Origin of the sequence: Streptomyces sp. Je 1-332 (genome assembly GCF_040730185.1) — a bacterium.
In the GTDB taxonomy this organism is placed as follows: Bacteria; Actinomycetota; Actinomycetes; order Streptomycetales; family Streptomycetaceae; genus Streptomyces.
Window position 1 is genome coordinate 2,258,398 of sequence record NZ_CP160402.1, and the last position, 18,351, is coordinate 2,276,748.

Annotated in this window: 15 protein-coding genes; 10 read left to right on the plus strand and 5 right to left on the minus strand. The window is 70.4% G+C overall.

Translation table 11 applies throughout. The annotated features are described in order from the left end of the window. Positions 1-19: 19 nt before the first annotated feature. Positions 20-1,600, minus strand: a complete 1,581-nt coding sequence (locus ABXJ52_RS10505; protein WP_367041233.1) for an amidohydrolase — start codon at positions 1,598-1,600, stop codon at positions 20-22. Positions 1,601-1,872: 272 nt separating this feature from the next. After that, entirely contained in the window at positions 1,873-3,321 is a 1,449-nt protein-coding gene (locus tag ABXJ52_RS10510) for an APC family permease (protein WP_367041234.1), read from the minus strand. Between the two features lie 192 nt (positions 3,322-3,513). Between ABXJ52_RS10510 and ABXJ52_RS10515 the strand changes: the two genes are divergently transcribed. Further along, on the plus strand, positions 3,514-4,140 hold the full coding sequence (locus ABXJ52_RS10515; RefSeq protein ID WP_367041235.1) for a TetR/AcrR family transcriptional regulator C-terminal domain-containing protein: 627 nt from the start codon (positions 3,514-3,516) through the stop codon (positions 4,138-4,140). Here ABXJ52_RS10515 and ABXJ52_RS10520 read toward each other — a convergent pair. Then, complete coding sequence (locus ABXJ52_RS10520; RefSeq protein ID WP_367041237.1) at positions 4,128-7,139, minus strand: bifunctional [glutamine synthetase] adenylyltransferase/[glutamine synthetase]-adenylyl-L-tyrosine phosphorylase; 3,012 nt, start codon at positions 7,137-7,139, stop codon at positions 4,128-4,130. The genes ABXJ52_RS10515 and ABXJ52_RS10520 overlap by 13 nt on opposite strands. A gap of 118 nt (positions 7,140-7,257) precedes the next feature. Here ABXJ52_RS10520 and ABXJ52_RS10525 point away from each other — a divergent pair, with 118 nt between their 5' ends. The 3 genes from ABXJ52_RS10525 to ABXJ52_RS10535 are packed head-to-tail and all read left to right on the plus strand — an operon-like array spanning position 7,258 to position 8,736. After that, positions 7,258-7,770 carry a pyridoxamine 5'-phosphate oxidase family protein gene (locus tag ABXJ52_RS10525; protein WP_367041238.1) on the plus strand — a complete coding sequence of 171 codons (513 nt, stop codon included), beginning with the start codon at positions 7,258-7,260 and terminating at the stop codon, positions 7,768-7,770. A 45-nt stretch (positions 7,771-7,815) separates the two neighbouring features. Next, the gene (locus ABXJ52_RS10530; protein ID WP_367041240.1) at positions 7,816-8,247 is read left to right on the plus strand and encodes a VOC family protein; all 432 of its coding nucleotides are present in this window, start codon (positions 7,816-7,818) and stop codon (positions 8,245-8,247) included. Between the two features lie 54 nt (positions 8,248-8,301). Further along, positions 8,302-8,736, plus strand: a complete 435-nt coding sequence (locus ABXJ52_RS10535; protein WP_367041241.1) for a VOC family protein — start codon at positions 8,302-8,304, stop codon at positions 8,734-8,736. 150 nt (positions 8,737-8,886) lie between these two features. Here ABXJ52_RS10535 and ABXJ52_RS10540 read toward each other — a convergent pair whose 3' ends face one another. Beyond that, positions 8,887-10,248, minus strand: a complete 1,362-nt coding sequence (locus ABXJ52_RS10540; RefSeq protein WP_367041242.1) for a glutamine synthetase family protein — start codon at positions 10,246-10,248, stop codon at positions 8,887-8,889. A gap of 295 nt (positions 10,249-10,543) precedes the next feature. Here ABXJ52_RS10540 and ABXJ52_RS10545 point away from each other — a divergent pair, with 295 nt between their 5' ends. Beyond that, positions 10,544-11,209, plus strand: coding sequence for a DUF3105 domain-containing protein (locus ABXJ52_RS10545; RefSeq protein ID WP_367041244.1), 666 nt, complete (start codon positions 10,544-10,546; stop codon positions 11,207-11,209). Next, on the plus strand, positions 11,206-11,829 hold the full coding sequence (locus ABXJ52_RS10550) for a DUF305 domain-containing protein (RefSeq protein ID WP_367041245.1): 624 nt from the start codon (positions 11,206-11,208) through the stop codon (positions 11,827-11,829). Before ABXJ52_RS10545 ends, ABXJ52_RS10550 begins: the two co-directional genes overlap by 4 nt. A gap of 141 nt (positions 11,830-11,970) precedes the next feature. On the opposite strand, the gene ABXJ52_RS10555 is transcribed toward ABXJ52_RS10550, so the two are convergent. Continuing rightward, complete coding sequence (locus ABXJ52_RS10555) at positions 11,971-12,942, minus strand: hydroxyacid dehydrogenase (protein ID WP_367048953.1); 972 nt, start codon at positions 12,940-12,942, stop codon at positions 11,971-11,973. Between the two features lie 357 nt (positions 12,943-13,299). On the opposite strand from ABXJ52_RS10555, the gene ABXJ52_RS10560 reads away from it, so the two are divergent. From ABXJ52_RS10560 to ABXJ52_RS10575, 4 genes are all read left to right on the plus strand, one after another. Beyond that, complete coding sequence (locus ABXJ52_RS10560) at positions 13,300-14,154, plus strand: ABC transporter permease subunit (RefSeq protein ID WP_367041246.1); 855 nt, start codon at positions 13,300-13,302, stop codon at positions 14,152-14,154. 98 nt (positions 14,155-14,252) lie between these two features. Beyond that, positions 14,253-15,116, plus strand: coding sequence for a carbohydrate ABC transporter permease (locus ABXJ52_RS10565; protein WP_367041248.1), 864 nt, complete (start codon positions 14,253-14,255; stop codon positions 15,114-15,116). A gap of 49 nt (positions 15,117-15,165) precedes the next feature. After that, a complete protein-coding gene (locus ABXJ52_RS10570) occupies positions 15,166-16,803 on the plus strand; it encodes an extracellular solute-binding protein (protein WP_367041250.1) in 1,638 nt (545 codons plus the stop codon). A 192-nt stretch (positions 16,804-16,995) separates the two neighbouring features. Next, a complete protein-coding gene (locus tag ABXJ52_RS10575; RefSeq protein ID WP_367041252.1) occupies positions 16,996-18,063 on the plus strand; it encodes a LacI family DNA-binding transcriptional regulator in 1,068 nt (355 codons plus the stop codon). Positions 18,064-18,351 lie beyond the last annotated feature (288 nt).

Below are 18,351 nucleotides of genomic sequence, written 5' to 3' on the forward strand. Positions count from 1 at the left end.
CGAGCCCGGTCGTCGGCTGTCACTGGTGACGGTGGGTGATGTGCCCTCCGGACACGGTGAGCGGGATCGGCGCCTGCGCCACCTCGTCGGCGGGCGCCGCCACGGGGTCGAGCCCGAAGGCGGTGAGGTCGGCCCGGAACCCGGGCGCGATGCGTCCCGCGACGTCGGAGTCTCCGGCGGCGATCGCCGCGTGCGAGGTGCAGCCCTCCAGGGCCTGGAGTCCGGTCAGCCCCTGTGCCTGCCCCGCCGCTCCACGGGGCGCCCGCGCGGTGGCCAGGACCTCACGGGCGTCGTAGTGCGCGATGGGCCAGTCGGAGCCGAGGGCCACGACGGCGCCCGCGTCCCGCAGGTCCCGGGTCCGCCAGGCGCGGGCGGCCCGCTCGTCCCCCAGCCGCCTGGACCACTCGTCGCTGTGGTCGGCGCGTGTGTACGCGGTGTGCGGCGGCTGCATCGAGGCGATCACCCCCAGCTCCGCGAAGCGCGGGACCGTGTCGTCCGGGACGGTCTCGATGTGCTCGATCCGGTGCGCGAGGCGGGCTCCGGGGCCCAGTGAGGCCACGGTGTCGAGCACGTGCCGTACGGCGGCGTCCCCGATCGCGTGGGTCGCCGTGCGCACGCCGGCCGCGTGCAGGTGCCGTACGGCGTCGGCGTAGGCCTCCGGGTCCGGCCAGAAGGCGTCGGTGCCCTGCCCGTGGCAGTCCGCGTGCTCCAGCCAGGCGGTGCCGCCCTCGACGGTGCCGTCCATGAAGAACTTGACCCCGCCGATCCGCCAGTGCCGGCCCGCGCGCGACTGCAGGGCGATCAGCTCGGCAAGGCCTTCCGCTTCGACGCCGGGCATGCACCAGGGGGCGAGCCGCAGGCGGAGGGGCAGGTGCGTCTCGCTCTCGACCCCGGCGAGCAGTCCGGGTACGTCGTCGCCGCCGAGGTCCATGACATGGGCGCCGGTGAGGCCGGTGGCGGCCATCGCGGAGAGCAGCTCGACGAGGCGGGTGCGGCGCTGGGCGCGGGAGGGCCGGGGCAGGACGGGGGTGAGGAGGTCCATGGCGGCGTGCTCGACGAGGTGGCCGGTGGGGCGCCCTTCGTCGTCACAGACGACGGTGGCGCGCTGGGCGAAGGTACGGGGCCCTTCGACACCCGCCGCGCGGAGGGCGGCGGCGCTGGCCAGGGCGGAGTGCCCGTCGTAGAGGCGGATGAAGGCGGGCGCGCCGTCGAGGGCGTCCTCGACGAGCGCACGGTGGACGGGCCGCCCGCCGAAGACGTTGTGGTCGAGCCCCCAGGCGATGACCCACCCGTCGACGCGGTCTGCTGTACGCAGGGCGGCGCGGAGCTGGTCGAGGTCGGCTACGGCGGAGAGGTCGAGCCCGGTTGCCATCTCCAGGCCCCAGACGGGGTGACTGTGGGAGTCGACGAGGCCCGGGGTGAGGGTGGCTCCGTCCAGGTGGACGGTTTCGGTGCGGGGGTCGCGCCAGTCGCGTATGTCTGCGTCGGTGCCCACTGCCGCGATGTGTCCTTCGTGGACTGCGAGGGCGGTGGCGTGGGGGTTCGTGGGGTCGAGGGTGCGGATGTGGGCGCCGGTGAGGATGAGGTCGGCGGGGGGCACGGGGAACTCCGTTCGGGGGGGGTGAGTTGTTCGTTGGTTGGTTGTTTGGTTGCGGTTAGTGCGGCCCTGCGGGGCTTTCCCCAATCCCGCCCCTTCCCGAAACCATGGGGCTCCGCCCCCTGGACCCCCGAAAAGATGGCCCCAAACGCCGGCCGGGCTGGACTTCCAGCCCGTCCGGCGTTTGAGGACGAACTCGGCGAAACCGGTGATGAGGTCCACCAAGGCCCCCGCGCCAGAGCGGGTTTTCGGGAAGGGGCGGGGTTGGGGATGGATCAGTTCGGTTCCGCCGCGAAGCCCTCGTACACCTCCGGTCTCCGGCGGCGCAGCCACAGCGCCAGGGCCAGCCCGAGGACGAACACACCAGGAGCAACCCCCACCAGGATGGCGTTGACGAAGGGGCTCGCCCCGGTGAAGACGTCGATGTGCGTGGCGACCAGGACCAGCGCCACGCTCAGCAGCACCGTCGCCACCCCCGGCGCGACCACCGTCCGCAGCACACCCTCCTGGTGGCTGACGCGCCGGAAGTAGAAAGGAACCGCCACCGCAGCGATCAGCTGAAGCGCCAACAGACCGATCATCCCAGGGGTGTTGACCCACAGCAGCAGCTGATCATAAGGATCCGCGCCCGCCGCCGCGAAGGCGATGACCACCACGGCCCCGAGGGCCGTCTGCGCAGCCCCCGCCACATACGGCGACCGGTGCCGCCCGTGCACACGCCCGAGCGCCTTCGGCAACACCCCCTCCTCCGCGAGCGCGAGCCCGTACCGGTTGATCGCGTTGTGGAAGGCGAGGAGCGAGGCCAGCACGCTCGTCACGATCAGCACGTGCATCAAGTCGGCTGCCCAGCCGCCCACATACGTCGTGATGGCGGAGAAGAAGAGGCCCGCCGGGTCCGAGCCGGCCGCCTCCACCACCGCTTCGTCGCCGAAGGCCTGGATCACCGTCCAGACGACGAAGGCGTAGAAGAGCCCGAGGAACGCCACCGCGATGTACGTCGCGCGCGGGACCGTACGGTCGGGATCGCGTGCCTCACGCCGGTAGATGACGGTCGACTCGAAGCCGGTGAACGCGGCGAAGGCGAAGGCGAGTACGGCGGCCGTGCCGGGGACGAAGACGTTGCCGGGGGCGAAGCCGTCCAGGCTCAGCCCTTCCGGGCCGCCTCCCTTGATGAGGACGCCGCCCGCGAGCAGCACCAGGATGCCCGTCTCGGCGACGAGGAGCACGCCGAGCAGTTTCGCGCCGAAGTCGATGGAGCGGTATCCGGCGTACCAGATCAGGAGCAGCCCGGCGAGGGACACCGGTAGCCAGGGAATGTCCGCGCCGGACAGGGCGAGGGCGGTGTCCTGCGTGGCGGTGCCGAGGAGACCGTAGACGCCTATCTCCATGCCGTTGTAGCCCAGCATGGCGAGCAGCGCCGCGGCGATCCCGGCGGGGCGGCCGAGACCGCGCGTGATGTACGCGTAGAAGGCGCCGCCGCTGCGGACGTGGCGGCTCATCGCGGTGAACCCGACGGCGAACACGGCGAGCGTGATCCCGGCGAGCAGATAGCCGACGGGCGCGCCGATGCCGCCCAGGGAGATGGCGATGGGGGCGACGCCCGCCATCACGGTGAGCGGGGCGGCTGCGGAGACGACGAAGAAGGCGATGTCGGCGGTGCCGAGGGAGCCGCCGCGGAGCGTGGGGCCGGTTTCGGCGGGTGGGGTCGGGGTGGTCACGGACATGCGGAGGAGAAGCCCTTCTGCGGCAGGCGGGCAGGCGGGGGCAGGGACCACGGCGGTGGGGAGTAGTAGCCGCCGGACCCGAAACCTAAAGGCTTTCGGTTTCCGCAATGTAGCCTCCGGCATGGGCACACGGGAAGACCCTGGTGCCAGGGAGACCGGGCCCTTGGAGGACTTGGTGAGGAGATCGGAATCATGGGACGGCCGCGCACACCCCTGCTCGACCGGGAGCGCATCACCACCACCGCGCTCGCCCTCGTCGACGAGAAGGGCGACTTCAGCGTCCCGCAGGTCGCCAAGCGCCTGGGCGCGCAGACCGGTTCCGTCTATCACCACGTGGACGGCCGGGACGGCATCGTGGAACTGCTGCGCGAGCGCGTGTGCGAGGCGATCGATCCCGGCACCCTCGACCCGCGTCGCCCCTGGGACGCGTCGATGTCCGCCTGGGCCCGCTCCTACCGCGCCGCCTTCGCGGCCCACCCCAGGGTCATCCCGCTCCTGATGACCTCACCGGTGCGCGCGCCCCGCGTGCTCGAACAGTACGAGTGCGCGGTGACGCTCTTGCTCGACGCGGGGTTCGGGCTCGCCGACGTCATGCCGGTGATCATCTCCCTGGAGAACCTGGTGCTCGGCTCGGCCCTTGACCTGGCGGCGCCCGAGGCCATGTGGGAGCTGCCGGACGAGGCGTCGACGCCCGCCCTCGCGCGGGCCCTTGACGCGACGCCCCCGGGCCGGGCCGACCGCGCCTTCGAGCTGGCGCTCACGGGGTTCCTCGCCCATGCGCGGACCCTGCTCGGGCACCGGGGGCCCTACGCCCCGTAGAACCGCTCCTCCATCACGGCCCGCGCCCTGCGCGTGGTCCGCCGGTAGTCGTCCAGCATGTCCCCCACGTGACCGGGGTCGTATCCCAAGTAGCGTCCCACCGCGGCGAGTTCACGGCCGTCCGAGGGGAACGTGTCACCGGCCCTGCCGCGCACCAGCATCACCGCGTTGCGCACACGCGCGGCAAGGACCCACGCCTCGTCCAGGATCGCCGCGTCCTCGGTCGGGATCAGCTCGGCCGCGCAGGCCGCGGCGAGCGCCTCGCGGGTGCGGGTCGTGCGCAGGCCCGGTTCGACCCACCCGTGGGTCAACTGCATGAGCTGGACGGTCCATTCGACGTCCGAGAGACCGCCGCGGCCCAGCTTGGTGTGCAGGGTGGGATCGGCGCCGCGCGGCATCCGCTCCGCCTCCATGCGTGCCTTCAGGCGGCGGATCTCGCGGACGGCGTCGTCGCCGAGGCCCTCCGCCGGGTAACGCAGCGGGTCCACGAGGTCGATGAAGGCGCGGCCCAACTCCGCGTCACCGGCGACCGGTTCGGCACGGAGCAGCGCCTGGGACTCCCAGACCAGTGACCAGCGGCGGTAGTAGGCCTCGTACGAGGCGAGGGTCCGCACCAGCGGGCCGCTCTTGCCCTCCGGGCGCAGATCCGCGTCGATCAGCAACGGCGGGTCGGAGCTGGGCAGTTGGAGGAGCCTTCGCATCTCGGAGACCACCTGCGAGGCCGCCTTCGCCGCCTCGTGCTCGCCGACGCCCTCGCGCGGCTCGTGGACGAAGAGGACGTCCGCGTCCGAGCCGTAGCCCAGTTCGTGGCCGCCGAAGCGGCCCATGCCGATCACCGCGAACCGCACCGGCAGCGTGTCGCCCCAGCCTTCGCGGACCACCGCGCGCAGCGTCCCGGCGATCGTGACCGCCGTGAGGTCGGAGACCGCGTCGCCCACGCGGTCGAGCAGCGCGCCGGGATCGGCCGCCACGGGGCTCTCCTCGGTGCCGTACGAGCCGATGATGTCGGCCGCCGTCGTGCGGAACAGCTCGCGGCGGCGGACGCCTCGCGCCGCCGTCACGGCCTGTTCGGCGCCGTCCGCGCGGCCCACCGCGGCCAGGGCCTCCTGCTCCAGATGGGCGTGGTCGCGCGGTTCGAGGCCGCGCTGGTCGCCGAGCAGGGCCACCGCTTCGGGGGCGCGCATGAGGAGGTCGGGGGCCAGGCGTCCCGCGGACAGGACGCGGGCGAGGTTCTCGGCCGCCGCGCCCTCGTCGCGCAGGAGCCTGAGATACCAAGGAGTCTTGCCCAGGGCGTCCGACACCTTGCGGAAGTTCAGGAGGCCCGCGTCGGGGTCCGCCGAGTCCGCGAACCAGCCGAGGAGTACGGGGAGCAGGGTGCGCTGGATCGCCGCCTTGCGGGTGACGCCGGACGCGAGGGCCTCCAGGTGGCGCAGGGCTGCGGCGGGGTCGTGGTAGCCGAGGGCCACCAGGCGTTCGCGCGCCGCTTCGGTGCTCAACCGGGTCTCTACGGGGGCAAGTTGAGCCACGGCATCGAGGAGCGGGCGGTAGAACAGCTTCTCGTGCAGGCGGCGCACGACCGAGGTGTGCCGCTTCAGCGCGCGGTTCAGCTCGGTGATCGGCTCCGTGCGCATGCCCAGGGAGCGGCCGATGCGCCGCAGGTCGGCGTCGTCCTCGGGGATCAGGTGGGTACGCCGCATCTTGAACAGCTGGATGCGGTGCTCCAGGGAGCGCAGGAAGCGGTAGGCGTCGTCGAGCTGTACCGCGTCCACGCGCCCCACATAGCCGCCGGCCGCGAGCGCCTCCAGGGCCGCGAGGGTCGAGCCGCTGCGGATCGAGGTGTCGTCGCGCCCGTGCACCAACTGCAGGAGCTGTACGGCGAATTCGACGTCCCGCAGCCCGCCGGGACCCAGTTTCAGCTCGCGGTCGACCTCGCCCGCAGGGATGTTCTCCACGACGCGGCGGCGCATCTTCTGCACGTCGGGCACGAAGTTCTCGCGCTCGGCCGCCTGCCAGACGAGGGGCGCGAGAGTGTCCACGTACTCCTGGCCGAGGTCCAGGTCCCCGGCCACCGGGCGGGCCTTGAGCAGCGCCTGGAACTCCCAGGTCTTGGCCCAGCGTTGGTAGTAGACGAGGTGGCTGCTGAGGGTGCGCACGAGGGGGCCGTTGCGGCCCTCCGGGCGGAGGTTGGCGTCGACCGGCCAGATCGTGCCCTCGACCGTCGTCTCCGAGCAGATCCGCATCATGTGCGAGGCGAGCCGGGTGGCGGCCTGGATCGCCTTGCCCTCGTCGGCGGCGTCCGTGCCGCCCGGACCCTCCGCGGGCTCGCCGACGAAGATGACGTCGACGTCCGACACGTAATTCAGCTCGTGGCCACCGCACTTGCCCATCGCGATGACGGCGAGCCTGCACTGCGCGGCGTCCTCGGGCGCCGCCTGCTCGGCCATGGTGAGCGCGGCACGCAGGGTCGCCGTCGCCAGGTCCGCGAGCTCGGCGGCGGCCTCGGCCAGGTCCGTCGTGCCGCAGACGTCCCGGGCCGCTATGGCGAGCAGGCAGCGGCGGTAGGAGACGCGCAGCGAGACCGGGTCGGTGGCGTCGGCGAGGCCGCGCTCGAACTCCTCGACGCCGGGGTGCAGGTCGGCCAGCTCGTAGGTGACCAGGGCCCGCCAGTCGCGGGGGTGCCTGGCCAGGTGGTCGGCGAGGGCCTCGGAGGCGCCGAGCACGCCGAGCAGCCGGTCGCGCAGCGGCTTGGCGCTGACCAGGGTGTCGAGCAGCTCCCGGCGGCCGTTCTCATCGGGCTGCCCCTCGACCAGGCGTACGAGGCCGAGGAGCGCCAGGTCCGGGTCGGCGGCGGCGCCGAGGGCGTCCAGAAGCACCGGGTCGGTCCGCACCGCGGACAGCTCGGGGGCGCCCAGGAGCCGCTCGGCGGCGGACGGATCCGTGAAGCCATGCCGCAGCAGCCGCGTGAACGTACTGCTTCTGCGCCCTTGCGGCACCGTCATCCTCGCGCCTCCGTTCGATCACTCCTGGCCCGAGCCTACGGCCTGACCGATGAGTTCTGCCCGCGCGCGGAGTCCATCCTTGGACGGGAGCATTGGTGTCGGCGTCAGGAGGCGGACCATGCCGAGCAAGGAACCGCGTACGGAACTGGATTCCCGGTACAGCAGTGCCGGGGCGACCGCGACCCCGTGGGCGGACGCCGTGCGGCAGCTCAAGTCGGCCGAGCTCTTCTGGATCTCGTCCGTACGCCCCGACGGACGCCCGCACGTCACGCCGCTGCCCGCGGTCTGGCTGGACGGCGCCCTGCACTTCTGCACGGGCCCCGAGGAGCGCAAGGCACGGAACGTGGCGGACAACCCCGAGGTCGTGCTGACCACCGGCGTCAACCGCTGGGACAAGGGGCACGACATGGTCGTCGAGGGCACCGCGGTCCGGATCACCGACGAGGACAGGCTGCGGCGCCTCGCGGCGGCGTGGGAGGAGAAGTACGGCAGGTTCTGGCACTACGAGGTGCGGGACGGCTGCTTCCACCACGGGGCGGGCCACGCGTACGTCTTCGAGGTGGCGCCCCGCACCGCCTTCGGCTTCGGCAAGGGCGAGCCGTTCAGCCAGACGCGCTGGCGCTTCACGTGAGACCCGGAGACGGACACGGACACGGACACCCGAGGAGACCACCTGATGGACTGGACACTGGAAGTGGTGACGATCCCTGTCGCCGACATGGACCGCGCCAAGGACTTCTACGAGCACAAGTGCGGCTTCAAGGCGGACCTGGACAGCACGGTCGCCCCCGGCGTGCGCATCATCCAGTTCACCCCGCCCGGCTCACGCTGCTCGTTCGCCATGATGACCGGCATGCCGCCCGCTCCCGGCACCTCGGAGATGACGCCGGGCTCGCAGCACGGCCTGCAGCTGTGCGTCACGGACATCGTGGCCGCGCGGGCCGAGCTGGCGGAGCGCGGCGTGGACGTGACACCCGTACTGCACGTGGGCCCCGACGGCTGGGCCGAGGGAACGGGTGAAACCTGGAACGGCTTCTGCTTCTTCAAGGATCCGGACGGCAACGGCTGGGCGGTGCAGGAGGCCCCGAGTCCGCTTTCGGAGCGGTGACACGGGGTGCGGCGTCGCGCTGACAGGGCCATCGCGCCCTGATGTACTCGGCCCATGGAATACACACTCGAGGTGATCCCGCTCCCCGTCAGTGACGTCGACCGGGCCATGGAGTTCTACCGCGACAAGCTGGGCTTCCACGTGGACATCGACCAGGAGGTCATGCCGGGCATGCGCATCGTCCAGCTGACCCCGCCGGGGTCCGGCTGTTCCATCGCCCTCGCCGACACCCTCTGGGACACGATGGACGGCCCGACCCCGGCCCCCGGTTCCTACCAGGGCCTGCAACTGTGCGTCGCCGACGCGAAGACCGCCCACGCCGAGCTGACCGCACGCGGCCTGGACGTCTCGGAGCCGGTGGCACACGCGCCGCAGGACGGCGGCACGTTCATGTACTTCAAGGACCCGGATGGCAATGGCTGGGCCATCCAGGAGTATCGCGTCCGGGCGACGACATCACTGCGGGACGCGATCGTCAGCGCCCTGTAGGGGCGCGGGGCTGCATCGATTTGCGGCTCCACCGCGGGGCGCGCTCAGCGCGCGAAGGGCCGCGGTCGCGTCTGCCGGGTTGCTCGGTAGACGCGACTGCGGCTCTTTTGTGGTTGCTCGCGCAGTTCCCCGCGCCCCTTACGGGGCGCTTTACAACACCGGCAGGTTCTTCCTCAGCTCGAAGGCCGTGACCTCACTCCGGTACTCCTCCCACTCCTGCTTCTTGTTCCGCAGGAAGAAGTCGTACACATGCTCGCCGAGCGTCTCGGCGACCAGTTCCGACCGCTCCATCAGAGCAATCGCCTCGCCCAGGTTCTGCGGCAGCGGCTCGATGCCCATCGCGCGGCGTTCCGCGTCCGAGAGGGCCCAGACGTCGTCGTCGGCGCCCGGCGGGAGTTCGTAGCCCTCCTCGATGCCCTTCAGGCCCGCGGCGAGCAGTACCGCGTACGTCAGGTACGGGTTCGCGCCCGAGTCGATCGAGCGGACCTCCACCCTCGCCGAGCCGGTCTTGCCGGGCTTGTACATCGGGACGCGGATCAGCGCCGAGCGGTTGTTGTGGCCCCAGCAGATGTACGAGGGTGCCTCGCCCCCCGCGCCCGCCGTGCGCTCCGAGCCGCCCCAGATGCGCTTGTAGGAGTTCACCCACTGGTTGGTGACCGCGGAGATCTCGGCGGCGTGCTTGAGGAGGCCGGCGATGAAGGAGCGGCCCACCTTGGAGAGCTGGTACTCGGAGCCGGACTCGTAGAAGGCGTTGCGGTCGCCCTCGAAGAGGGAGAGGTGCGTGTGCATGCCCGAGCCCGGGTGTTCGGAGAACGGTTTCGGCATGAAGGTCGCCTGGACGCCCTGTTCGAGAGCCACCTGCTTCATGACCAGACGGAACGTCATGATGTTGTCGGCCGTGGACAGCGCGTCCGCGTACCGCAGGTCGATCTCCTGTTGGCCCGGCGCGCCCTCGTGATGGCTGAACTCGACCGAGATGCCCATGGATTCGAGCATCGTGATGGCCTGGCGGCGGAAGTCCATCCCGACGTTCTGCGGGGTGTGGTCGAAGTAGCCGGAGTTGTCGGCGGGGGTGGGCCGCGAGCCGTCCAGCGGCTTGTCCTTCAGGAGGAAGAACTCGATCTCGGGGTGGGTGTAGAAGGTGAACCCGAGGTCGGAGGTCTTCGCCAGGGCGCGCTTGAGGACGAAACGGGGGTCCGCGAAGGACGGGGAGCCGTCCGGCATGAGGATGTCGCAGAACATGCGGGCGGTGCCGGGGGCCTCCGCGCGCCAGGGCAGGACCTGGAACGTCGACGGGTCAGGCTTGGCGATCATGTCCGACTCGTACACCCGGGCGAATCCCTCGATCGCCGAGCCGTCGAAGCCGATGCCCTCGTCGAAGGCCTGCTCCAGCTCGGCCGGAGCCACCGCGACCGATTTCAGGAAGCCGAGGACATCCGTGAACCACAGGCGTACGAACCGGATGTCGCGCTCCTCCAGTGTCCGGAGCACGAATTCCTGCTGCTTGTCCATCTTCCGCTTCCACCCATCCTTGCTGGTCAGGCCGTCTGCGTCCGCGCTGTTCCCAGACCTGGGGACGCATCGGGGCACATGAGCATCCCACCACACCGTTTCGAGCACGTTGCGGGCCATGCGCCGCCCTGTGCCCATAGTGCCTGCTGTTCGGCGCGCCCGTAACAGCGGGCGGCTCGGTCTGCCCCTACAGCCCGCCGCGCTCGCCCATTACGATCAGCGAACCGTTACATCATGTTCCGCCCCGCGCGTCCCGCCCTTTCCGTCGTATCTCCGCATCGCCGAAGGACACAACATGGGTTCCGCCAAGAACACGAGTAGCTCCTCCCGCAAGGCCCGGATAGATGAGATGCGCCGGGCGGAGCGCGCACGCGACCGCCGTGGCCGCGTCATCACGATCACGCTGAGCGCGGTGGTGGTCGCCGCCCTCGTCGTGGGCGGTGTCGTCCTCTTCCAGCAGGCCGACGACGACTCCGGCACGGCCGCCGACGGGAACGCCGCGTCGAAGTTCGAGACGACCGCGGACGGCGAGAAGGTCTGGGACGCCAAGAAGCTGGGCCGTACGCACGTCACCAAGGACGTCAGTTACGCGATGACCCCGCCGGTGGGCGGCGACCACGACCAGGCGTGGATGAACTGCAACGGCGACGTCTACCAGGACGAGATCCCGGAACGCCATGCCGTGCACTCCCTGGAGCACGGCGCTGTCTGGGTGACGTACAACGAGAAGGCGAAGGCCGCTGACCTGAAGAAGCTGGAACAGAAGGTCAAGCAGACGCCGTACTCGCTGATGAGTCCGGTCAAGGACCAGAAGGATCCGGTCATGCTGACGGCCTGGGGCCACCAGCGCACGGTGACGGGCGCGTCCGACCCGAAGGTCGCCTCCTTCTTCTCCACGTACGTACAGGGCAAGCAGACCCCTGAGCCGGGGGCCGCCTGCACGGGTGGCAAGGCCCAGTGAGGCGGCGTACCTGCTGGGTGGTCGGGGCCGTCGCGACGGCTGTCGTGGCCGGCGGCGGCATCACCGTCGCGGTCGCCTCGTCGGACGGCTCGTCCTCCGCGTCCGTCCCCTCCACGGAGTCGGCCGACGCGGGCTTCGCCCGTGACATGGCGACACATCACCAGCAGGCCGTGGAGATGTCGTACATCGTGCGCGACCGCACGAAGGACGAGGAGATCCGCCGCCTCGCGTACGACATCGCCCAGACCCAGGCGAACCAGCGGGGCATGCTGCTCGGCTGGCTCGACCTGTGGGAGCTGCCGAAGGTGCCCGAGAGCGCTCCGATGGAGTGGATGGGCATGGGCGACATGCCGCCGGGCGAGGACGGCGCCCTGATGCCGGGGATGGCGACGAACACCGAGCTCAAGCAGCTCGGAAAGCTGCCGGGGCGGGCTGCTGAGGTGCGCTATCTGCAGCTGATGATCAAACACCACAAGGGCGGGGTCCATATGGCCGAGGGGTGCGTCGACCGATGCGAGGTGGGGGCTGAGGTGCGGCTCGCGCGGGGGATGGTGGCGTCGCAGGAGTCGGAGATCGAGCTGATGACGGGCTTGCTGAAGGCGCGGGGCGCCAAGCCGTAGTTTTCCCCAGCCCCGCCCCGTCCCGTCCCGTCCCGAAAGTCCTCTCCGGCGCGGGGGCCTCTCCGGCGCGGCGGGCCTCTCCGCCCCGGGCCCCGCTCCTCAACCGCCGCAGGGGCTGGAAATCCAGCCCCTCGACCACCCCTACGCCACCCGCAGCAACTCCTCCCGCAGCAACCGCCCCCGCAGCTCCTCCCCCCGCACGAACCTCTCCACCTCCCCCACCGCGAACTCCCCGAGCCTGCGCACCTCGCTGCCCTGCGCCCCCGCGACATGCGGGGTGACGAGGACGTTCGGGAGCGTGAGCAGGGGGTGGCCGGGCGGCAGCGGCTCCGGGTCCGTGACGTCCAGGAAGGCGTCGAGGCGGCCCGCCCCGCACTCCCGGGCCAGCGCCTCCGTGTCGACCAGTGAGCCGCGCGCGGTGTTGATGACGGTGCCCCCGTCGGGGATCAGTTTCAGCATCTCCTCGCTCACCATGCCCCGCGTCTCGGTGAGTTGGGGCGCGTGGACGCTGACGATCGAACTGCTCCGGCACAGTTCCGAGAGGTCGACGAGCTCCACGCCGAGCCCCGCAGCCTCCTCCCTCGTGACGTACGGATCGGTGAGCAGCACGCGCAGCCTGGCGTCGGACGCGCGCAGCCCGGCGATGACCCCGCGGCCGATGCGGGACGCGCCGATGATGCCGACGGTGCGGGCGTCGGCGCCCGTCCGTTCGGTGAAGGGCGGCCACCCGGCGGCGTAGCCCGCCGCGGTCGACAGCGCGCCCTTCGCCGCGAAGGTGATCGCGGCGAGCGTGTAGGCCACGACGGGCCCGGCGTTGGCGTCGGCCGCCGACGAGACCACCACGCCCCGCTCCCACAGGGCGTCCGTGACCACGGGTTTCACCGATCCGGCCGCATGCACGAGGGCCCGGAGCCGAGGGGCGTGAGCGAGGATCTCCGCCGAGATGGGCGGGCAGTTCCAGCCGGTGACCAGGATCTGCGTGTCGGCGAGCACCGCGCGCGCGTCCGCCCCGGAGAGCGAGCCGGTGAGCAGGTCGGGCGCCAACTCCACGCTCCGGGCGAGCCGTTCCCTGAGGTCGGGGGCGAACACCCGGTCCGCCACGTCGGCGCTCATGGCGAGCACCGCGTTCGGCCGGCCTGTCAACTCTGCCTGGTCTGCCACGCGTGACCATCCCTCGTAGTAACCGGTTACCCAACAGCGCCTGGAGGCTAGGCCGAAGTCGGGACGGCGGTCAAGAGATCGCGGGCTCAAGGGGGTTGACCGGGGTTAGTAACCGCTTTAGATTCCGGTCACCTTGTTTCACCTTGTTCCGACAACGGAGGGGCTGCCGTGTCAGCGGTGACGAAGGAACGGACGGAAACCGAGGCGGTGAAGCCGCCCGGCGAGCGCAGTAACCGGCCAAATGGCAACAAAATCGAGCGAGATGAGCGATGGAAACGGTTTCGCTCCTCGCGGGTCCTGCTGCTGCTCATGGCTCCGGGAGTCGCGTACTTCCTGGTGTTCCACTACGGCGCGTTCATCGGGAACGCCGTCGCCTTCAAGGAGTACGTCCCCTTCGACGGCCTCTGGGCCAGCCCCTGGGTCGGCCTCGAGAACTTCGACCGGATGTTCAGCGATCCGGACTTCTGGCACGCGACCTGGAACACGCTCTTCCTCGCGGTGCTCCAGCTGGTCTTCTTCTTCCCGGTCCCGCTCGGTCTGGCCCTGCTCCTGCACAGCCTGACCTCGGACCTGACGCGGCGCTTCGTGCAGTCGGTGGTCTATCTGCCGCACTTCCTGTCGTGGGTCATCGTCGTCGCCCTGTTCCAGCAGGTGCTCGCCGACACCGGGCTTCTCAACTCCGTGCTCGGGCAGGCGGGTCTGCACTCCGTCGACATCATCGGCAACCCGGACGCCTACCCTGCGCTCGTCGTCGCACAGGTCGTCTGGAAGGACGCCGGCTGGGGCACGATCATCTTCCTCGCCGCTCTGATGCAGGTGGATGAGCAGCAGTACGAGGCCGCCGCCATCGACGGGGCGGGGCCCTGGCGCCGCTTCTGGCACGTGACGCTGCCGTCGATCCGTCCTGTCGTCATCCTGCTGCTGATCATGCGGCTCGGCGACATCCTCTCCGTCGGCTTCGAACAGATGCTGCTGCAACGGCAGTCGGTGGGGCCCGAGGCCGGTGAGGTGCTCGACACCTTCGTCTTCTGGCAGGGCATCGTCGGCGGCGACACCGGATATGCCGCGGCGGCGGGCCTGTTCAAGGGCGTGGTCGGCGCGATTCTCGTCTTCGCGGCCAACAAGGTCGCCCATCGCCTCGGCGAGCAGGGGGTCTACAAGTGAGCACGAGCACGAAAACCGCCGCCGCCGCGATACGCTCCGGGCGGCCTGCGCGTCGCGCCCGCCCCGCACGCCCCCCGCGCCCCCCGCGCCCCTCCTGGATGGAGAAGCCGAAGCCGGTCACCCAGGTGGCCAAGGCCCTGGCGATCGTCACCATCCTGGTCATGGTCTTCGTACCGTTCCTGGTGATCATCTCGACGTCGTTCGCCTCCAACCGCGAGGTCATCGCCAACGGCGGCTGGGTCCTGTGGCCCACGCACCCGACCCTGCGCGCCTACGAACAGGTCTTCGCGGGCGGCATCGTCACCAAGGCGCTCGGCGTCAGCGCCGGCGTCACCGTCATCGGCACCCTCGCCTCGCTCGCGTGCACGACGTTCCTCGCGTACGCGCTGAGCCGCCCGAAGGTCTACGGCGGCAAGCCGATCCTGCTGATCGTCCTGTTCACGTTCCTCTTCCCGCCCGGCATGATCCCCGCGTTCCTGCTCGTCAAGGGCATGGGGATGCTGGAGAGTTACAGCGCGCTGATCGTGCCCGTCCTCATCAACGTCTTCAATCTGGTCGTCCTGCGCGGCTTCTTCCAGGGCGTTCCCGAGGAGCTGTACGAGGCGGCGCGGCTCGACGGCGCCAACGACTGGCAGATCCTGTGGCGGGTCGTGCTGCCGCTCTCCAAGGCGGCCCTCGCGGTGGTCGGCCTCTTCTACGCGGTGAGCTACTGGAACGCCTGGTTCCACGCCTCGATCTATCTGAACTCCGACCACTGGCCGCTCCAGCAGGTCCTGCGTACGTACGTCATGGGCGGATCGCAGATCGCGGACACCGGCCTGAGCGACGCCGCGAACGTCTCGGCACCGCAGACGATGCAGATGGCCGTCCTGGTGATCGCCACCGTGCCGATCCTGATCGTCTACCCCTTCCTGCAGAAGTACTTCACCAAGGGCGTGCTCACGGGCGCCATCAAGAGCTGAGCCAACTTCCCCGCACTCCCGAAAGGTCGACACTGTGTCCGGTTCCTCGATGTCGCGTCGTACGCTGCTGCGCTCCATAGCCGTCGGCGGGGCCGCGGTCGCCGCCCCGTCCCTGCTCACCGCCTGCTCCACCGGTTCGAGCGGCGGCGGTTCGGTCAGCAACGCCAACAAGAAGGCGACGCCCTGGCCCACGTACACCCCCGCCAAGGGCCCCACCCCCGACCTCGCGCCCAGCACCGAGGGCGTACAGCCCGGGTTCACCAAGTACCCGCAGAAGCTGGTCGCCGCGACGGCCGAGAAGCCGGGCACCGGCAAGCAGAAGATCAAGGTCATGACCATCACCTACGGCACCCCGCCGAAGCCGGTCGGATCGAACAAGTACTGGCAGGCGATGAACGAGGCCCTCGGTGTCGAGGTCGAGTTCTCCGTCGTGCCCGACGCGGACTTCCGCTCCAAGATGTCCACCCTGATGTCCGGCGACGACCTGCCCGACATGATCAACTTCGGTGGTGGCTACGTGCTGCCGCGCGAGTCGCAGTTCGTGAAGTCGCGGTGCGCGGACCTCTCGGAGCACCTGTCCAGGGACGCGGTCAAGGACTACCCGAACCTCGCCAACATCCCCACGTACGCGTGGGAGGGCATGGGCCGCGTCTCCGGCGGCATCTACGGCCTGCCGGTGGAGCGCGCCAAGGTGCAGGGCGCGATGTTCATCAACAAGGAGGCCTTCGCCGACGCGGGCTACAAGCCGGGCATGGCGGCGGCCGACTTCCAGGCGATGGCGCGTGAGGCCTCGCGGAACAAGAAGTCGGCGCTCGGCGCCTCATCGGTCAGCTTCTTCGGCTACCAGTACCACGCGATGTGGCACGGTGCGCCGAACCAGTGGCAGATCAAGAACGGCAAGGTCACCGACATGTTCGGGACGGACGAGTTCCGGGCCGCCCTGGAGTACATGTCCAAGATGCGCAAGGCGGGCTCGTACAACTCCGATGCCACCTCGATCTCCCAGGTCGACCTCAAGACGCAGTTCTACAACGGCACGGTCCGCTCGATGACGGACGGCTGGGGCGCGGTCATCTCCAACGCGCAGGGCATCAAGAACGAGTTCACGCTCGACGCCGCCGTGCCGTACGTGGTCGAGGGCGCGACGCCCGTCTACCAGCAGAACCGCGGCTGCTTCGGCTACACCGTCATCAAGAAGGCCTCCAAGGACCGCGTCAAGCTGATGCTGCGGGTCCTGGACTGGCTGGCGTCGCCGTTCGGCTCCAAGGAGTACGAGCTGATGCACTCGGGCGTGGAGGGCACTCACTTCACGTACGACAAGAGCGGTGACCCGATCCCCACCTCGCTCGGCCTGGTGGAGAACAGGACGAACCTCCCCTTCGCCTACCTCATGGACGCGCCGCAGCCGCTGTACTTCCCGGGCTACCCCGACCTCACCAAGCGGCTGCACACGTGGGAGAAGGCGGTCGTGCCCAACCTCGTCCGTGACGATCACTGGGGCCTGATGTCGGACACGTACAACCGGCAGGGTGCGTCCATGCAGCAGGTGATCGAGGACGGTGTCACCGCGATCGTCTCCGGCCGCAAGAAGCTGTCCGACTGGGACGCCGTCTACAAGAAGTGGCAGACACAGGGCGGCGAGAAGGCACGCGAGGAGTTCGCGAAGGAGTACGAGGCCGCGCACTGATCCGGTGGCGGACGCGGGATGATGGGACCGGGGCGGGGCTGCCGTGGGGGCAACGCCGCCTTGGACGCCGCCACTTGAGGCGGGCAGCGCTGCGGGACGGGTGCGGTGCTTACCCGAGGCGGGCTTACCCGACGCGGATACTGCTAGGTGCGGTTACTGCTGGATGCGGATACTGCTTGATGAGGAGACACAGTGGGCGAACGGGTCACCATCCGCGATGTGGCGGCGCGGGCGGGCGTCTCGGTCGCGACCGTCTCACGGGTCCTGGCGGGCAATTACCCGACGTCGACGGCGTCGCGGGCGAAGGTGCTGCGGGCCGTCAAGGACCTCGACTACGTCGCCAACGCGCACGCGCGCGCGTTGGCGGGCGCGGGCCGCAAAACGATCGCGGTGCTCATGTTCGACGTGGTGAGTTCCTTCTACGCGAACGTCGCACAGGGCGTGGAGCTGGAGGCGGCCCAGCGGGGCCGGCTCACGCTGGTCGCGTCGACGAACAGTGACCCGGCGCGGGAGCTGGCCCTGGTGCAGATGATGCGCGAACAGGCCGCCGAGGCAGTGGTGTTGGTGGGCGGGGTCATCGAGGACGACGAGTACCGCGAGCGGATGGCGCGGTACGCGCAGGCGCTCGCGGCGGCGGGCTCTCGGCTCGTCCTGTGCGGGCGTCCGGCGCCGGCGCCGGACGTGCCCGCGCTGGTCGTCGAGTACGACAACGAGGCGGGTGCGTACGCGATCACGAGCCACCTGCTGGGCGCGGGCCACCGCAAGATAGCCCTGATCGGCTACCAGCCGGGCCACACCACGGGCGAGGACCGTGTCGCCGGCTACCTGCGGGCGCTCGCCGATCACGGGGTGCCGCGCGAGGAGGCGATCCTGCACGGCATCGGCTTCGGACAGAACCACGGTTACGAGGCGATCATGGACCTTCTTAAGAAGGCTGACGGTAAGCCGGACTTCACGGCGGTGTTCGCCGGCGACGACAGGGTGGCGGCGGCCACGGTGATCGCGCTGCGGGAGTACGGGCTGCGGGTGCCGGAGGACATCTCGGTGGTCGGCTACAACGACGACCCCGTGGCGGCGGACATCACTCCCGGCCTGACGACCGTGCACATCCCCGCGGAGGAGATGGGCCGGACGGCGGTCCGCCTCGCTCTGGCGGGGGCGGCTCGGGCGGGCCAGGAGAGGCATCTGCTGGGGACGCACATCGTGATCCGGGAGAGCGTGCGGGGGCTCCGCCAGGGTCGGGGCGCCACTTCGCAGTGACCTTGCGGTATCCCTTGCCGCACCGCTCCGCGGCGGACGCCTCCCACCCGACCACCCGGTTACCCCGCGGCACCCCCGCAGAGCAGAACCGCCGACCTCCAGGACCCGGCGGCATCCCCTGAACCGCCGCTCCGCGGCGGGCACCTGGGTGGGAGTCACCCCCGATTGCCCCGGCAGTCCATGGGCCATCCCTCCGGGCGGCCCGGCGGTATCCCCTGAACCGCCGCTCCGCGGCGGATGTCTCCCTCCCACCCACCCGATCACCCCGCAGCATCCCCGCAGAACAGA